Raw genomic sequence first — 16,192 nt, 5'->3', positions numbered from 1 at the left:
GAACAATTGGCGATATTTAATACAGCGCGTAGTACTTTAGTGCTATGCGCATTCGCAAAACAAACCAGAACAATCCAGAACAACAATAAGATCAGGGAGAAATTTATGACAAAGTCTGTCATCCAAAAAGTAGTCCCAAGTGGCCATGGTGTGCGGCCTACGCTTATCGCCTGTGCTATTTTTGCATGCTTACCATCGCTTGGTATGGCACAAGAAGCCGGGACCGAATCAGAGCAGCCAGAAACACGGGCGGATGAACGTATTGCAGTGGTGGGCACCCGTTCAGCGCCTCGGTCAGTTGGTGATTCAGCGGTGCCCTTGGATATTATCGGTGCCGATGAACTCACCGACCAAGGTTCCACGGACATGCTCAATATGGTGAGCACAGTGGTACCGTCATTCAATGTTAACGACCAACCTATCAATGATGCATCAACGCTGGTTCGTCCTGCCAACCTGCGTGGTTTGGCTTCTGACCATACGTTGGTGCTGGTTAACGGTAAACGTCGCCACCGTAGTGCGGTAATAACCTTCCTTGGAGGGGGATTATCCGATGGCGCACAGGGCCCGGATATTTCAAATATTCCGGCATCTGCGCTGAAGCAAATTGAAGTGTTGCGTGATGGTGCCGCGGCCCAATACGGGTCCGATGCAATAGCAGGTGTGGTCAACTTTGTTTTAAAAGATGCCTCTGAGGGCGGTATGTTGGAGGCACGCTATGGCACTACCGCAGAGGGCGACGGCGACACCATTCAAATCAGCGGTAACGTAGGGTTTGAACTCAGTGAGCGTGGCTTCGCTAACTTTAGTGCGGAATACCGAGAAGCAGATGCAACCAGTCGTACGGTACAACGCGACGACGCTGCAGCATTAATAGATGCAGGCAATACCTTTGTCGCAGATCCGGCCCAAATTTGGGGCACACCGGAGATTAAATATGACTTCAAAGCACTTGCTAATTTCGGCTTAGATTTAGGTAAGAACCGAGAGGCCTATTTATTTGCTAACTACGCGGAACGTGAAATTGAAGGCGGTTTTTACTTTCGCCATCCGCATAACCGCGATGGGGTGTACTTCGGTGGATTTAATGATCAAGACGAACAGCTACTCTTAGTCGGTGACTTAGACGGAGTGGGACAAGGGCTTTCGTGTCCCGACGTGCCGGTTGGCGATAACGTATTAGATGCGCCTGAATATCAATTAATAGCTGACAACAGCACGCCACTTGGTGCCAACTGTTTCGCATTTAATGAGCTATTCCCTGGCGGCTTTACCCCGCGATTTGGCGGCATTGTAACCGACGCGTCCTTTGTAGCCGGCACTAATGGTTATGTGGGCAACGACTGGGCTTATGATGTCTCGATCGGGGTTGGCTACTCGCATGTTGAATACCTGCTATTCAATACCGTAAACCCATCGTTAGGGCCAAACACGCCGTTTGACTTCAGCCCAGGTGCAGCCAGTCAGTTAGAGAAGAACTTTAACCTAGATTTCAGCAAAGGCTTTCAGTTAGACGGCTTCTATGACTTGGTTAATTTTGCAACCGGTATTGAATACCGCCGCGAAACCTTCAAGCAAGAAGTTGGTGACCCAGCGTCATTTGCAATAGGGCCCTTAACCGAGCAAGGGTTTGGTATTGGCTCGAACGGCTTCCCGGGTATTAAACCTGAAGCTGCCGGTGAATGGAGTCGTGGAAACTGGGCGTGGTATGCCGATGTTGAAACTTATCTAACAGCTGACTTTATGGTTGGCGCTGCAGTTCGCTTTGAAGACTTCACTGATTTTGGTTCCACCGCCAATGGTAAATTATCGGCGCGTTGGCAGTTGAGCTCAGATTGGGCTGTTCGTGCTGCTGCGAGTACCGGCTTTAAGGCACCAACGGTAGGACAAAGTAACGTTATTAACGTTACCACGGCCTTTGTTGGCGATGCGTTGCAAGACCAAGCACTGTTGCCACCAACCAATCCAATTGCCGCACTTAAAGGCGGTAAACCGCTTGAGCCTGAAGAGTCAGTGGCTTATAGCTTGGGTATTGTTGGTGAATTTGAAAGTGGACTCTATCTGACGGTGGATTACTTCAACATTGAAGTGACCGATCGTTTAAGTCGCACATCAGCGATTCCACTAACGCAGGAAGATATCGACGCCTTAATCGCGCAAGGTGTGCGTGATGCATCAAGCTATAGCAGTGTGGTTTATTTCACCAACGACTTTGATACCACCACGCAAGGTATCGATGTTGTCGCTAACTACGGCCACGACTTGTGGGAAGGTGAGATGAAGTACACCCTGGCATACAACTGGACTGACACCAAAGTTGATTCATTTAATCCGCAAAACATCAATTTGGCCAAAGTGCAGATGCTTGAAGATAACCTTCCAGAGCATCGCTCCACCGTAACCGCGAATTACCGTAAAGGCGACACGCGCACCTTGTTGCGCCTGAACTACTACGGTAAATACTATGAGGACCACGTGGATGCGGGTGGCGGTTTAGATATCTACCCTGGTGCCGAAACCACCGTAGATGTTGAGTTCGCGTATGACTTTACGCAAAACTTCACCGCAGCCTTAGGGGGTAAAAACGTGTTTGATAACCGTCCCGATGAAAACCCATTCGGTCGCGCGGTAGTCGGGTCTCAATACCCACCTACCTCGCCGATGGGTGTGAACGGCGGTTTCTATTACGTGCGAGCGCAATATAAATTTTAATGCGTTGCGATAGAAAGAATAGAAGGCAGGCCTAATAGCCTGCCTTTTTTCTGTGCCAAAAACCTAAATTCGTGTACAATCTTTGGCTTAATTTAACTGTTGCACTGAAGCTATGAAGTTATCAGAAATCAATGTGTTGATGGCCGACGATATGTCAGGCGTAAATCGATTAATTGGCGCTGAATTACAGTCAGACGTTGCTTTAATTAATCAGCTCGGTTTGTACATTGTTAACAGTGGTGGCAAGCGTTTGCGTCCTTTGTTGGCAGTAACTGCCGCACGAGCAGCCGGTTACCAAGGGCAGGGGCATCTGACCTTGGCAACCATCATTGAGTTTATTCATACCGCAACGCTGTTGCATGACGACGTTGTGGATGCCTCAGAATTGCGCCGCGGTCAAGAAACAGCCAACGCCGTGTTTGGTAACGAAGCCAGCGTATTGGTGGGTGACTTTTTGTACACCCGTGCGTTCCAGTTAATGGTTACGCTGAATTCGATGAAAGTGATGAAGATTTTGGCGGATGCCACCAACATCATTTCTGAAGGCGAAGTGTTGCAGCTGATGAATTGCAACGACCCAGACACCACTGAGAAAAGTTACTTCGAAGTGATTTACGGGAAAACCGGCAAGTTATTTGAGGCAGCTACCCAATTAGGTGCTGTGCTGGCAGACAAACCGGCAGCAGTTGAAGAAGCACTCGCGGCTTACGGACGTCATTTGGGCACTGCGTTTCAGTTGGTCGATGACTTACTCGACTACACGGCTGACAGCGAAACCATGGGCAAGCAAGCTGGCGACGACTTAGCCGAGGGTAAGCCAACCTTGCCGTTGCTGTATGCCATGTGGCACGGCAACGATGCCGAAGCAGCAATGATCCGCAAAGCTATTGAACAAGGCGACGGCCGTGATCAGTTACAAACGATTTTAGCGGCCATGCAGCGCACAGGCGCACTCGATTACACACGTGATCGCGCACTGAAAGAAGCGGAATTAGCGCAGCAGCAGTTGGCACAGTTGCCGGATTCGCCTCACCGCGAAGCCCTGCATGCTCTCGCTGCCATCGCCGTCGACAGAATTGCTTAAAAAAACAAAAACGATATAAGTTGTTAGATATTGGATATTAGAGCTGATGTATCGAGTATTGATTGGTTATCCAATATCTAAAAGCTAATATCGTAGTTGCATTTCGTCCCGTAGGGACATATAATTCGCGCCCTGAATTTAATTCAAATAAAGACCCTTCGGGGAAATCGGAGAAAGACATGTACGCAGTATTCCAAAGTGGCGGTAAGCAACACCGTGTATCTGAAGGCCAAATCGTCCGCCTGGAAAAACTGGAAGCGGCCACTGGTGATGTGGTTGAGTTCGATCAAGTGTTAATGCTATCGAACGGTGACGACGTTAAAATCGGCGCGCCCTTTGTTTCTGGTGGATCTATCAAGGCGGAAGTTATCAACCACGGTCGTGGCGACAAAGTGAACATTATCAAGTTCCGTCGTCGTAAGCACCATATGAAGCGCCAAGGTCATCGTCAGTGGTTCACTGAAGTGAAAATCACTGGCATTAACGGTTAATTGAAGGAGTAACGACACATGGCACATAAAAAAGCCGCAGGCTCAACTCGTAACGGTCGTGACTCAGAAAGTAAACGTCTGGGTGTAAAACGTTTCGGTGGCGAATCAGTATTAGCTGGTAGCATCATCGTTCGTCAACGTGGTACCAAGTTCCACGCTGGTGATAACGTTGGTATTGGTCGTGACCACACTTTGTTCGCGCTTAGCGACGGTAAAGTTTCTTTTGCGGAGAAAGGTCCTAAAAACCGCAAATACGTTAGCATCGTTACTGAATAATTTCAGTTAGAAGGCTAGCGCAGAAATAAGAAACCCCGTCCGGAGTGGCGGGGTTTTTTCATGTAAGCAAGTAGGTAAAATCATGAAGTTTGTAGATGAAGTCGGAATTCGCGTAGAAGCAGGCGACGGCGGTAACGGTGTCGTAAGTTTCCGACGTGAAAAATATATCCCCAAGGGCGGTCCCGATGGCGGTGACGGTGGCGATGGCGGCGACGTTTATCTAGAAGCCGATGAGAACCTGAACACACTCATTGATTATCGCTTTGAGCGTTTTCACCGTGCTCAGCGTGGCGAAAACGGTCACGGCAAAAATTGTACCGGCAAGCGCGGCGCAGATCTGGTGCTGAAAGTTCCAGTGGGCACACGTGCTACTGATGAAGAAACCGGTGAAGTACTCGGTGACTTAACCCGTCATGGTTTGCGTCGCATGGTGGCCAAAGGTGGTTTCCACGGCTTAGGTAATGCGCGCTTCAAAAGCTCGACGAACCGTGCACCGCGTCAAAAAACCATGGGCACCCCAGGCGAAATTCGCAACTTGAAGCTTGAACTGATGCTGCTTGCAGACGTCGGTTTGCTCGGTATGCCAAACGCCGGTAAATCCACCTTTATTCGCTCAGTTTCTGCGGCGAAACCGAAAGTTGCCGACTACCCGTTCACGACCTTGGTACCAAACCTTGGTGTTGTGCGTCCAGTGCCGCATGCAACCTTCGTTATCGCAGATATTCCTGGCTTGATTGAAGGGGCTGCAGAAGGTGCCGGTTTAGGAATTCGCTTCTTGAAGCACCTTGAGCGTTGCCGCTTATTGTTGCATCTTGTTGATTTAGCACCGTATGATGAATCAGACCCAGCTAAACAAGCGGTAAAAATTGTGAATGAGCTGGAGAAATATAGCCCAGCTTTAGCCGCAAAACCGCGTTGGTTGGTGGTGAACAAAGTTGACTTGCTTAGCGAAGAAGAAATTGCCGAAGGCATTGAGCGCGTCAAAGAAGCACTTGACTGGGACGGTCCGGTGTATCAGATATCGGGTCTATCCAAGATCAATACCGACGCGCTCTGCAAGGAAATCGTTAATTATCTTGAAACCTTGCCGAAGCCAACGCCAGAAGAAATGGAAGCGGAAGCCAAGGCCAGCGTTGAGTTCAAGTGGGACGATTACCACAAAGAGCAACTTGAAGCCTTTGCGCAAGATGACGAAGATGATGATGACGATTATGACGACGACGATCACGACGTCGAAGTGATCTACCAGAAATAAAAGAAGCGTTATTCGTTGGTCGTACGTTCGCTTTGTTCACTGTTCGTCCGTGCTACGCACTGTTCGAAGAGCGAAGCGCACGAATAACGAACAGCGAAGCGCACGAATAACGGAGGTTACATGCATATTGCTTTGGTGGCGGCGATGGCTGCGAATCGCGTTATCGGTAAAGATGGCAAAATGCCATGGCACCTTCCTGCCGAGCTGCAACATTTCAAACGGGTTACCCTGGGTAAGCCGGTGGTTATGGGGCGCACAACCTATGAATCTATTGGGCGTCCGTTACCTGGGCGCACCAATATTGTTCTTAGCCGCAAACACCAGCAACCCTACACCGACGAGCAGGGCGTTATTTGGGTGAATAGCCCACAATTAGCGGTTCGCGAAGCGGGTCACTCGGACGAATTGATGGTGATTGGTGGTGGGCATGTTTATGCTGAGTTTCTGCCTCATGCTGATCGTTTGTACTTAACCCAAATTCAACTCGAAACTGAAGGCGACACGTTTTTTCCTGACTACCAGGCTGCCGCTGAATGGGAATTGATCGAGTCCGTCGAACATCCTGCTGATTCCAATAACCCGCATGCATTTGTAACAGAAGTTTACCGTCGTCTTTGAATCGGCTTAGACACCTGAAAAAGTGTAAATAAGCTGTTAAAAACCGAATATCGTTAACAAATTATTCCGTTGCATGCGCTTTAACAGCTGTTTACCATGCTAAACAGAATAATAAAAAAGCGATGTTTAGTTATGGTTGGTTCAGCGAGTCGACTGCGGTTGCTCACATTATCTTGCGTATTAATTGGGGTATTTAACAGCCCGGCGTCCGCTCAAGTGAGTATGAACTCATTTGGTGAGGACTTGGCCTTGCTGTTTTGTAGCCATGTGTTGACCAATGATTCCAATGCATTTCGTAACAAGCTTCGCGAGCATCGTCTTCGTATTCGTGATATCTATCCCCGCATTCGCTGTAACGGCGAAACCATGATTCAATTTGCCGAGCGACATGGATCAACTGAGATTGGCCTGTTTATCGTGCATAGCGTACTGCATGCGGACCTGCAACAAGCAGGTGATTTGAGCTGGGCTCAGAAACTTCCTTATAATCACCCGATAAACTCGGTGTTGCGCGAGCGCTTTGAAAGCTCTGCGCCACAACAATAGCCAAAAAAATAAACATTTACAGTTTGTTGCTTTCCTTTGCACATCCTCGCGCGCTAAACTAACCACAATTGTTACAACTGGATAACAAATCATGGGAATTAAGGGAATATCTGTAATAGGAACACTGTTGGCTTCGTTAGCCAGCATCAATGTAGCAAATGCTGATGAAACGGATGCAATCAATGTTTCGCAAGCGCCATTAGCTTCATGTTATTTAAAGAATATCAGCGAGCAAGTTCTTTGTGGCGAGCTTGCGGTTCCAGAAAACTACGACCAGCCGGAAGGTCGTCAAATTACCATTAATTACGCGGTGCTACCTGCAGTTAGCGAGAATAAAAAAGCTGACCCTTTATTGATTTTAGCCGGTGGGCCAGGTCAGGCAGCAACCGAGTTGGCAGCAATGATCAATCGTATGTTCAGTGACGTTCGCAAGCAGCGCGACATTCTGTTAATCGATCAACGCGGCACTGGTAAATCGAACCCTCTGGGTTGTGAACTGAGCCATGTTGATGAACTTGTTAAAGCCGATGATGACATGCAGCTCGATCGCATTGCGGGCGAGTGTCTTGCTAAGTTTAACGAAGAAGATTTGACCCAATATCACACCGTGAATGCAATTCGCGATTTTGAAGCAGTTCGTGAACATTTAGGCTACAGCCAAGTTAATTTATATGGTGGTTCGTACGGTACTCGGGCTGGCTTGGTATACATGCGTGAAGCACCTAACTCAGTTCGTGCTGCAGTATTAGATGCGGTTGCGCCCCCGGAAGTCGTGGTTGGGCCATTTGGTCGTCACGGCGCACAATCGTTTGAATTGTTGCTTGAGCAATGTGCGGAATCTAAAGCCTGCACCGCAACATTTCCCAATTTAGAACAAACCTACGCCAACACCTTGGCTTCGCTTGGAAGCCAGCCGGTGCCGTTGACTGTGGCAGATCCGCTTAGCAATGAAGCGACCGAAATACTGATTACGGCAGGGCGGTTTACATCGGTAATGCGTGTTGGGCTATATCACCCAACGACACGACAAATGTTGCCGTACGTCATTCAGCAAACTGGGCGAGGTAATTACACGCCTTTGGTGGGGTTGCTAGGCAGCGCAATGTCACAATCTGAAATGTATATGGGTTTGACGCTGTCGGTGCTTTGTAGCGAAGACCTTCCACGAGCAACCGAACGGCTGTTGGCCGAAGACGGCAACAACAGCTTTATCGGCAGTCGCACAGCCGATGCATTTATTGAAATGTGTTCCGTATGGCCACAAGCACCGCGCCCCGAAGCGTGGTTCGAACCTGTTTACAGCGACATTCCGACACTACTGCTATCAGGTCGCCTTGATCCAGTTACCCCGCCAACGTGGGGTGCTCTTGCAGCACAATCGTTAAGCAACAGTCGGCATTTAATTGCGCCACATGGCTCACATACCATTGCTGGCCATACCTGTGCCAATAAACTTGCGGGACAATTTATCGAAACGCTTGATGCGCAGGTACTGGATGACAGCTGTTTGAAAAATCAAAAGCCTGCACCTTTCGTGTTGAATGCTAACGGTAAAGGACTGTAGGAGGCCGCGATGATTGAAGTTACTGGATTACGCAAACAATTTGCCGAAGTCGTGGCACTCGATGGATTAACCTTTACTGCACCAGAAGGGCAGATAACTGGTTTGTTGGGCCCGAATGGCGCGGGCAAAACAACCTGCTTACGCACCATTTATGGTTTGCTCAAAGCGGATAGCGGTCACGCGTTGATTGATGGCATAGATGCCAGCAAACAGCCACTGGAAGCACGTCGCAATATTGGTATTTTCCCTGATAAATTTGGCTTGTATGAGCGTTTAACTGCGCGCGAGCAAGTCGCCTATTTTGCCGCATTGCACGGTTTAGAAAAGCAGGCGGGTGAAGCTGCGGTGCAGCAAGCACTGGAACGTCTCGATATGTTGGCTATTGCGGACCGCAAAGCAACCGGGTTTTCGCAAGGGCAACGGATGAAAGTTGCGTTGGCGCAGGCGATTGTGCATAGCCCGAAGCATTTGATACTGGACGAACCAAGCCGTGGACTAGATGTCATGAGCACACGTATTTTGCGCGAATTACTGCGCGAGCTGCGCGGTCAAGGCACCAGTATTTTATTTTCGAGTCATGTCATGCAAGAAGTGGCCGCGTTGTGCGACCAAGTTGTTGTCGTCGCGAAGGGTAAAGTCGCCGCGCAAGGCACCACCGAAGAACTTTGTGCGCAAACCGGCGAAACTGCATTGGAAGAAGCGTTTGTAAAAATCATAGGAACAGATGAGGGTATCGCAGCATGAGTAATTTAGTTCGCAATCCAATCCGGATTGTTTGGCGAAAAGAACTTCGTGATGCGATTCGTGACAAGCGCTCTGTTATGGCGGCTATGTCCTATGCATTTTTTGGCCCATTGCTGATGGCTGTAGCGTTTTACGTGATGATCAGCCAGCTGACTGATCCCAGTGACGTTGAGATAGACATTACCGGTGCGGAACATGCACCTGCTTTGGTTGAGCATTTAAACAGTAATGGGATTGTCGAGCGCGATAAACCTTGGCCTGCAGGGCGTCAACCCATCGTACTAGCGATTGGTGAGAGCTGGGCCGAAGACATCGCACTTGCCAAACCTGCACCGGTTACCTTAACGGCAGACTTCAGTGCCACCAAGCAAACTGGTGATTTGCGTCGCATAGAACGTGCTATTGAAGGCTATAGCAATCAAATAGCCTTTATTCGCATGCAAATGCGCGGCCTCGATCCGCGTGTGGTGCAACCCATCGATTTGGTGAAACACGACACCGCAACGAAAGGCTCGCGCTCGGCCATATTGATGGGCAGCGTACTCATTTTTATTCTGCTATCAGTGTTTTTCTCAGGCATGAATGTAGCGATTGATATCAGTGCCGGTGAACGTGAACGTAACTCACTGGAGTTGCTGCTATCGCAACCGTTAAGTTCCCATCAGCTGGTGCTTGGTAAAGCGCTCGCGGCAAGCTGTTTCGCCATGTTTGGTGGGGTACTTAGTGTGGTGTTGATTCCAATTATATTCCGTTTCTTACCGCTGCATAATATTGGCATCAGTTTGACGCTAGATTGGACCATGATGCTACTCATCATCCTGATGTTGGCACCGCTTGCGTTGTTCGCAACCGCATTACAGTTATTTGTCAGCTTTCGCGCCAAAAGCTTTAAAGAAGCGCAAACCTATATTTCGTTTTTACTTATGCTGCCCATGTTAGCTGTATTCGGAGTGGAGTTCGCACGCCTTAAAAATCCAATACTCTATTACTTACCCTTAACGGGTCAGCATCAAGCGTTATTGGACATCATTAAAGGTGAAAGCCTACAGTGGTTACCAATTATCGTCAGTGCAGGGGTAACGGCATTGTTAAGCTTGTTGATCATTCGCTATATCGGGCGGATGCTCGCCAGCGAAAAAGTAGTGTTTGGATTGTAGAGCAAAGGCGTTATTAGATATTAGCTATTAGATATTAGTTAACGCGACTTTGAATTTGATAGTACAGCCACTGACCAAGGCGCCGCAGCTGTGGCAGCGGAAACTTTGGCAACGCTGACTGATAAAACGGTAAGTCCGGCATTTTCTCACCCATGGCCAGTTGCGCAACGCGCTGGCCAGCTAATTGGGTAAACGTCACACCTGCACCGCAATAGCCCATACTGGTATAAACACCCTCAGCTGGGCTGTAAATACGTGGGTAATCATCCAATGCAACAGCTACCCAGCCACTCCAACTGTAAGCTGGTGCTTCTTGGCTGAGCGCAGTGAGTGCTGGAAACGTTTGCGCCATTGCAGCCAACAGATGTTTTGTGTAGCGCGGCTTTTCCGCATCGCACCCTCGAATGGCGCCACGTCCACCGAATAACATACGGCCGTCAGGGAGTAACCGAAAATAGTATTTGAGTGTGCGGGTATCCATAACCAGCTCATGCGGCTGCACACCAATGGCGGCACGCTCGGTTTCTGTCAATTTACGCGTAACCAATACGCTGGAGAGCACGGGCAAACTGCGGCCATGAATGCTGGGGTGCAAATTATTCGGTGTATAGCCATTGGTGGCGATAATCACTTTCTTTGCTTGAATCACGCCTTTGGCGGTGGTCAGCTGATGCATACCATTTGCGTGTGTCTGCCAATTTTGCACCGGTGCATGCTCCACTAAGGTCGCGCCGGCTTGAGCGGCCTGACGTGCAACGCTCGCTAACAGCAACAATGGGTTCACACCGAAGCTCTGCGGAAAATGAATCGCAGCAAACGCCTGCGGGCTTTTTACGCGCGCTCGAATGGCGTCGCGGTCTAGCCAGCGTGTGGTAGGTTCGTATTGGCATAAGGCGTGGTATTGTTGGTTTAATTCCGCGACAGCGCCTTGGCGGTGCGCAATTTTCAAGTAGCCGCCGCGTTGCACCTGCAGTTGTTCTGGGCATGCACTGAGGTGCCGTTCTAAACGTGCAAAAGCATGTTGATATTCAGCTTGAATACCTTGTGCAACGGCTTCACCGCACCGTTTTTTCCATGCGGAATAACCAAGTCTGCCGGTACCCGGCATGGCGAACCCTGCGTTACGGCTTGAGCAGCCCCAGCCGAGCTGATTCGCTTCAACCACAACCACCTTCTGTTGATAAGCTTCAGCCAGCTCAAGAGCCGCGTTTAATCCGGTGTAGCCCGCACCAATAACTACAATATCGGCTTGGTCGGGTAAGGCTGTGGCGCAGTCTGGCCATTGTGGCGCGCTGTGGGCGTGCCAATAGCTGGTGGGGTAGGGCTGATTAGGGCCTGGGCTGCGATCGTGAAGTGGGTCGTACATGCCAGGCCTCCAAAGGTAACTTCGTACTGTTTAAAATTTCAAAATCATCTCGCCAGCCGTGCAGTGGCAAACGCCATCGCAGACTGGACAGTGGTACCCATCGTTGATGGATAAATCATACCAGCGCTTGTCATGTTCACGAATTAGCTCACCGCCACAGCGGGTGAAGTATTCGAACGCTGCATTGTCTGGGCTTTGCATCCAAATGTGCGCCAATCCTGCCTGACACCCTAGCTTCTTAGCTTCAGCAATCGAACGCTCTAACAAGCCACGGCCAATGCCGCCACCGCGCACGTCAGGGTCAACAGCAACACATTTAAAGTAACAGATCTGTTCAGCAGGTACGGGCCACTCCGACGGGCAACAGTGCCCATCAATGTCCCAGTTGCCAGGGGCAAAAGTCAGCCGAATACCTGCCAACTTACCGTCTGCAAATGCTAACCAGTTCAAGTTCACATCGCCCACACGCCCACGCTGGTCATAATCTGCCAGTGACTCAGGTGTCAGGTAGTTGTCGCCGTGAACACGGTTGCCTAATTCAATTACGGCCGCGTAATCGGCGGCCGTCATTTGTTTGTATTCAATCATAAAAACCAAGTTCGTTATTCGCTGTTCGTTATTCGTACACTTCGTTGTTCGTCCGCTACGCTGTTCGAACAGCGCGAAGCGCGTACCAACAGTGAGCGAAGCGAACGTACGAGTAACGAATAACGGCTTTCCTAGTAGCGGTAGTCGTCCGACTTGAACGGCCCTTCCACGGCTACATGAATATAATCCGCTTGTTGCTGGGTCAGCTTGGTCATAACGCCACCAAAGCCTTGCACCATATAGCGGGCAACTTCTTCATCAAGCTGCTTCGGTAAAACTTCAACGCGCAGCTTGGCAGCTTTTTCAGCCGCTGGCAAGTCAGCAAACTTCTCTTCGAACAAGTGCATTTGCGCCAATACTTGGTTGGCAAAAGAACCGTCCATAATGCGGCTTGGGTGACCGGTTGCGTTACCAAGGTTTACTAAACGACCTTCAGAAAGCAACAACAAATAGTCGTTGTCGTCATCGCTACGATAGATCTTATGTACTTGTGGTTTCACTTCGTCCCAACGCCAATTATCACGCATAAACTTGGTGTCAATTTCGTTATCGAAGTGGCCAATATTACATACCACAGCAGTTGGTTTTAACGCCGCCAACATGTATTTATCACAGACATTGACGTTACCGGTTGTGGTAACAATCAGGTCGGTATTTTGCAGCAAATCACGGTTAATGCCTTCAGCAGAGTTTGTGTTCACACCATTTTTAAACGGTGACACCACTTCATAGCCATCCATACAGGCTTGCATGGCACAGATTGGGTCAACTTCGGTAATCTTCACAATCATGCCTTCTTGACGCAAGCTGGCTGCAGAACCTTTACCTACATCGCCATAACCAACAACAAGCGCCTTTTTACCTGACAACAAGTGGTCAGTTGCGCGCTTAATTGCGTCATTCAAAGAGTGGCGACAACCGTATTTATTGTCGTTTTTCGACTTGGTTACAGAATCGTTCACGTTAATGGCAGGCACGCGCAAAGTACCGTGCTTCAACATCTCGAGCAAACGGTGCACACCCGTGGTGGTTTCTTCCGTAATGCCGTGCACTTTATCCAGCATCTGAGGATATTTTTCGTGGATCAACAGCGTTAAATCGCCGCCGTCATCCAAAATCATATTGGCGTTCCACAACTCGCCGTCTTTACGACAAGTTTGTTCCAAACACCACTCATATTCTTCTTCGGTTTCACCTTTCCAAGCAAACACAGGTACACCCGCGGCTGCCATTGCTGCTGCTGCGTGGTCTTGCGTTGAAAAGATATTGCATGATGACCAGCGCACTTCCGCACCAAGCTCAATCAAGGTTTCAATAAGCACGGCGGTTTGGATGGTCATGTGAATACAACCAATAATGCGTGCGCCGGCAAGAGGCTTGCTGTCAGCATATTTGCGGCGAATAGTCATCAACGCCGGCATTTCTGATTCAGCGATAGAAATTTCTTTGCGGCCCCAATCGGCCAATTTAATGTCTGCGACTTTGTAATCTTGCATATAAAACCTCTTAAATCGTTAATCGTTGTTCGTTAATCGTTATTCGTAGTGTTGCTCGCTGGTTCGACCCTCAGATCGACTCGCACATTTTTCTGTGCGGTGACTTTTGATATTCGCTTTTTCCTTTTCGAATAACTAATAACGAACAACGAATAACGGTTTTGCTTTTTTTAGCTAAATTCTGGTTCGTGCTGTAGACGAATCAACAGCTGTTGCTGACGGCTTAACTCTAGGCGTGGCCCGAAATTTGATACAACCTCCGCCGCAGCGTGGCTGGCTAATAAACCGCAGGCTGCGAGCGAATAGTTTCGTGTTAGTCCATACATCATGGCGCCGGCAAACATATCCCCAGCACCGTTGGTATCGACCGCTTTAACTGGCACACCAGGAACCACAACCTGGCGTTCGCCGTCGCCCAACAAGGCGCCGTCTTTACCCAGCGTAATTGCAACTAAGTCAGCATGCTGCTGCAGCTGTTGCATGGCCTCTTGTACGTTATTGGTGCCGGTTAAGATCCCTGCTTCTTCTTCATTACAGAACATCACATCAACGCCGCCTGCTAGAATTTCATCTATGCCGTCACGGAAATACTTCACCATGGCCGGGTCAGAGCAGGTCACCGCAATTTTAGTGCCATGGGCCCGCGCAACTTCTTTGGCGCGGGCTATTGCCTGGCGCGCAATTGGTGATGTGACTAAATACCCTTCAATATACAGATACTGAGCACGAGCAATAGCGTCTTCATCAAGTTCGGCTACCGATAAGTCAGCGGTAATTCCCAAATAGGTGCGCATGGTGCGCTCAGCGTCAGGGGTGACCATGACTAAACAACGGCCGGTTTTGCCTTCATGTTTTTGGCTGCCGATATTGGTCGTAATTCCAATTTTCTCGAGATCGTCACAATAGAATTTACCCGCTTGGTCATCGGCCACTTTGCAGCAATAAAAGGCGGTTCCACCAAATTGCGCAAACCCTACCAGTGAGTTGGCCGCGGAGCCACCGCCGGATTGCTTCTTGAGCTCACCACGTTTTGCCAGTAGCTCAATAAGCCGCTCTTGGTCAGCATCTTCAATCAGCGTCATCATGCCTTTTTCAATCTGATGCTGCTGCAGGAATTCGTCCGTTACTTCAAATTCTTGATCGACGAGCGCGTTGCCAATGCCAACGATATCAATAGGTTCCATGCCTTTCTCGTGTAAGGTTCTAGTCGTGTTTAAAAACAAAAAATCCGGCTGCGTAGTATACCGCAGCCGGATTAGTAGGTCGATAAAATGGTTAAGCTTTGAAGCCGCCCGGCACGCCTTTGGTCGTGATACTTACAGCATCATGCGCATGCAGCGATTCATAGTGGTTTACTCTGATCCAGAAGTCTGAAAATTGTTTTTGCAGATTCAGGGCATGCTGCAAACGGCGCGCGGCATCTTCACAGAACATCAGGTTCTGACCGTTCAAACGCGCAAACTCTTGTTCGTCTTCACGTTTTACAGCTGCTTGCACCGGGGTTTTCAAGGCATCTTCGATGGCATCGATTAACCCAATAATTGGCAGCTCAGACACCCCTTCACCCATAATGACATTCACTTGGGCAATGGAACGTTGGCTGTGTGGTGTCGCCACAATACCTTGGGTGGTACCTAACCAGCGGTGCACCATTTCGGCATCAACTTCGCTGTCGGTACCAAACTGGTTGGCAAAGGCTTCTTGAATTAGCTGGCGTGCCAAAGCAGCCGAACATGGACAGGTGCTGGAATAAGGCACTTCCACGCCTAACTCAAGATTTAGTTTGCCGTTATCGTAACGCCCTGTAACAGTCACCGGGTAGGCTTTCCAACCCTGCTTTTTGCTGATCAGTGACTTTCGACGCAAGTGATAATCGAAACTAAACTTCACATAAGCTTGATCTGCAAGGCCATCATGACTATCAATAAAGTCATGTAAGAGCTTGCTGAGCGAATGATGGCTAAGTACATCATTGTTTGATAAATCTTCCAACAGCAGGTATAAGCGAGACATGTGAATGCCTTTCGCTTTAGGGTCCGTTAGGTTAACAAACGCGTCAACGTGTGCACTAACTGGACGTTCCGGCTCTTGGGCAGCACCGACAACTAGTGGCATTTCAATATTACTCATGCCCACCCAATCGAGAGTCCCCTCGGTTTGTGCGCGGGTTTGATTGGCGATGTCTGGCATCAAAGTTGGTGTAGCTGTTGGCATGCTTGTACGGCTCCAAACGTTAAAAATACTTAGTCCCAGTAAAAGGGGGCGATAGTATACTAGATTTAACCTTAATACGGT

At 49.1% G+C, this 16,192-nt stretch carries 15 protein-coding genes; 10 read left to right on the top strand and 5 right to left on the bottom strand.

Annotation, left to right across the window (positions count from 1 at the left end; all coding sequences use genetic code 11):
* Positions 1-105: 105 nt before the first annotated feature.
* The 10 genes from ACN0UY_RS05955 to ACN0UY_RS05910 all read left to right on the top strand — a co-directional run bounded on the left by ACN0UY_RS05955 (position 106) and on the right by ACN0UY_RS05910 (position 10,447).
* Positions 106-2,712 carry a TonB-dependent receptor plug domain-containing protein gene (locus ACN0UY_RS05955; RefSeq protein WP_417665779.1) on the top strand — a complete coding sequence of 869 codons (2,607 nt, stop codon included), beginning with the start codon at positions 106-108 and terminating at the stop codon, positions 2,710-2,712.
* Between the two features lie 112 nt (positions 2,713-2,824).
* Entirely contained in the window at positions 2,825-3,796 is a 972-nt protein-coding gene (gene ispB, locus ACN0UY_RS05950; RefSeq protein ID WP_417665778.1) for an octaprenyl diphosphate synthase, read from the top strand.
* A gap of 179 nt (positions 3,797-3,975) precedes the next feature.
* The gene (gene rplU, locus ACN0UY_RS05945; RefSeq protein ID WP_128351363.1) at positions 3,976-4,287 is read left to right on the top strand and encodes a 50S ribosomal protein L21; all 312 of its coding nucleotides are present in this window, start codon (positions 3,976-3,978) and stop codon (positions 4,285-4,287) included.
* 18 nt (positions 4,288-4,305) lie between these two features.
* Positions 4,306-4,563, top strand: a complete 258-nt coding sequence (rpmA, locus tag ACN0UY_RS05940) for a 50S ribosomal protein L27 (RefSeq protein WP_128351362.1) — start codon at positions 4,306-4,308, stop codon at positions 4,561-4,563.
* Between the two features lie 82 nt (positions 4,564-4,645).
* Positions 4,646-5,818 (top strand): Obg family GTPase CgtA, encoded by a 1,173-nt coding sequence (gene cgtA, locus ACN0UY_RS05935; protein ID WP_417665777.1) that lies wholly within the window; start codon positions 4,646-4,648, stop codon positions 5,816-5,818.
* Positions 5,819-5,938: 120 nt separating this feature from the next.
* Positions 5,939-6,436 carry a type 3 dihydrofolate reductase gene (gene folA, locus ACN0UY_RS05930; protein ID WP_417665776.1) on the top strand — a complete coding sequence of 166 codons (498 nt, stop codon included), beginning with the start codon at positions 5,939-5,941 and terminating at the stop codon, positions 6,434-6,436.
* A 222-nt stretch (positions 6,437-6,658) separates the two neighbouring features.
* Positions 6,659-6,982, top strand: coding sequence for a DUF3718 domain-containing protein (locus ACN0UY_RS05925; protein WP_417665919.1), 324 nt, complete (start codon positions 6,659-6,661; stop codon positions 6,980-6,982).
* Positions 6,983-7,073: 91 nt separating this feature from the next.
* A complete protein-coding gene (locus ACN0UY_RS05920) occupies positions 7,074-8,546 on the top strand; it encodes an alpha/beta hydrolase (RefSeq protein ID WP_417665775.1) in 1,473 nt (490 codons plus the stop codon).
* Between the two features lie 9 nt (positions 8,547-8,555).
* Positions 8,556-9,290: an ATP-binding cassette domain-containing protein gene (locus ACN0UY_RS05915; protein WP_417665774.1), complete on the top strand. Its 735-nt coding sequence runs from the start codon at positions 8,556-8,558 to the stop codon at positions 9,288-9,290.
* Positions 9,287-10,447: an ABC transporter permease gene (locus ACN0UY_RS05910; protein ID WP_417665773.1), complete on the top strand. Its 1,161-nt coding sequence runs from the start codon at positions 9,287-9,289 to the stop codon at positions 10,445-10,447. The genes ACN0UY_RS05915 and ACN0UY_RS05910 overlap by 4 nt, the downstream gene beginning before the upstream one ends.
* A gap of 34 nt (positions 10,448-10,481) precedes the next feature.
* Here ACN0UY_RS05910 and ACN0UY_RS05905 read toward each other — a convergent pair whose 3' ends face one another.
* The 5 genes from ACN0UY_RS05905 to folE2 form a co-directional block, all read right to left on the bottom strand.
* Entirely contained in the window at positions 10,482-11,813 is a 1,332-nt protein-coding gene (locus ACN0UY_RS05905; protein ID WP_417665772.1) for an NAD(P)/FAD-dependent oxidoreductase, read from the bottom strand.
* Between the two features lie 30 nt (positions 11,814-11,843).
* On the bottom strand, positions 11,844-12,401 hold the full coding sequence (locus ACN0UY_RS05900) for a GNAT family N-acetyltransferase (RefSeq protein WP_417658774.1): 558 nt from the start codon (positions 12,399-12,401) through the stop codon (positions 11,844-11,846).
* A gap of 131 nt (positions 12,402-12,532) precedes the next feature.
* The gene (gene ahcY, locus ACN0UY_RS05895; RefSeq protein WP_417665771.1) at positions 12,533-13,897 is read right to left on the bottom strand and encodes an adenosylhomocysteinase; all 1,365 of its coding nucleotides are present in this window, start codon (positions 13,895-13,897) and stop codon (positions 12,533-12,535) included.
* A gap of 170 nt (positions 13,898-14,067) precedes the next feature.
* Positions 14,068-15,081: an adenosine kinase gene (locus tag ACN0UY_RS05890; RefSeq protein ID WP_417665770.1), complete on the bottom strand. Its 1,014-nt coding sequence runs from the start codon at positions 15,079-15,081 to the stop codon at positions 14,068-14,070.
* 91 nt (positions 15,082-15,172) lie between these two features.
* A complete protein-coding gene (gene folE2, locus ACN0UY_RS05885) occupies positions 15,173-16,111 on the bottom strand; it encodes a GTP cyclohydrolase FolE2 (RefSeq protein ID WP_417665769.1) in 939 nt (312 codons plus the stop codon).
* Positions 16,112-16,192: the final 81 nt, after the last annotated feature.

The organism is Pseudidiomarina sp., assembly GCF_048268165.1.
Classification (GTDB): Bacteria; Pseudomonadota; Gammaproteobacteria; order Enterobacterales; family Alteromonadaceae; genus Pseudidiomarina.
This window is presented reverse-complemented; position numbering and strand designations above follow the sequence as displayed.

Excerpts from the sequence above, each read along its gene's own strand:
- ACN0UY_RS05955 (WP_417665779.1), top strand. The coding sequence starts at position 106 with ATGACAAAGTCTGTCATCCAAAAAGTAGTCCCAAGTGGCCATGGTGTG.
- ispB (WP_417665778.1), top strand. The coding sequence starts at position 2,825 with ATGAAGTTATCAGAAATCAATGTGTTGATGGCCGACGATATGTCAGGC.
- rplU (WP_128351363.1), top strand. The coding sequence starts at position 3,976 with ATGTACGCAGTATTCCAAAGTGGCGGTAAGCAACACCGTGTATCTGAA.
- rpmA (WP_128351362.1), top strand. The coding sequence starts at position 4,306 with ATGGCACATAAAAAAGCCGCAGGCTCAACTCGTAACGGTCGTGACTCA.
- cgtA (WP_417665777.1), top strand. The coding sequence starts at position 4,646 with ATGAAGTTTGTAGATGAAGTCGGAATTCGCGTAGAAGCAGGCGACGGC.
- folA (WP_417665776.1), top strand. The coding sequence starts at position 5,939 with ATGCATATTGCTTTGGTGGCGGCGATGGCTGCGAATCGCGTTATCGGT.
- ACN0UY_RS05925 (WP_417665919.1), top strand. The coding sequence starts at position 6,659 with ATGAACTCATTTGGTGAGGACTTGGCCTTGCTGTTTTGTAGCCATGTG.
- ACN0UY_RS05920 (WP_417665775.1), top strand. The coding sequence starts at position 7,074 with ATGGGAATTAAGGGAATATCTGTAATAGGAACACTGTTGGCTTCGTTA.
- ACN0UY_RS05915 (WP_417665774.1), top strand. The coding sequence starts at position 8,556 with ATGATTGAAGTTACTGGATTACGCAAACAATTTGCCGAAGTCGTGGCA.
- ACN0UY_RS05910 (WP_417665773.1), top strand. The coding sequence starts at position 9,287 with ATGAGTAATTTAGTTCGCAATCCAATCCGGATTGTTTGGCGAAAAGAA.
- ACN0UY_RS05905 (WP_417665772.1), bottom strand. The coding sequence starts at position 11,813 with ATGTACGACCCACTTCACGATCGCAGCCCAGGCCCTAATCAGCCCTAC.
- ACN0UY_RS05900 (WP_417658774.1), bottom strand. The coding sequence starts at position 12,401 with ATGATTGAATACAAACAAATGACGGCCGCCGATTACGCGGCCGTAATT.
- ahcY (WP_417665771.1), bottom strand. The coding sequence starts at position 13,897 with ATGCAAGATTACAAAGTCGCAGACATTAAATTGGCCGATTGGGGCCGC.
- ACN0UY_RS05890 (WP_417665770.1), bottom strand. The coding sequence starts at position 15,081 with ATGGAACCTATTGATATCGTTGGCATTGGCAACGCGCTCGTCGATCAA.
- folE2 (WP_417665769.1), bottom strand. The coding sequence starts at position 16,111 with ATGCCAACAGCTACACCAACTTTGATGCCAGACATCGCCAATCAAACC.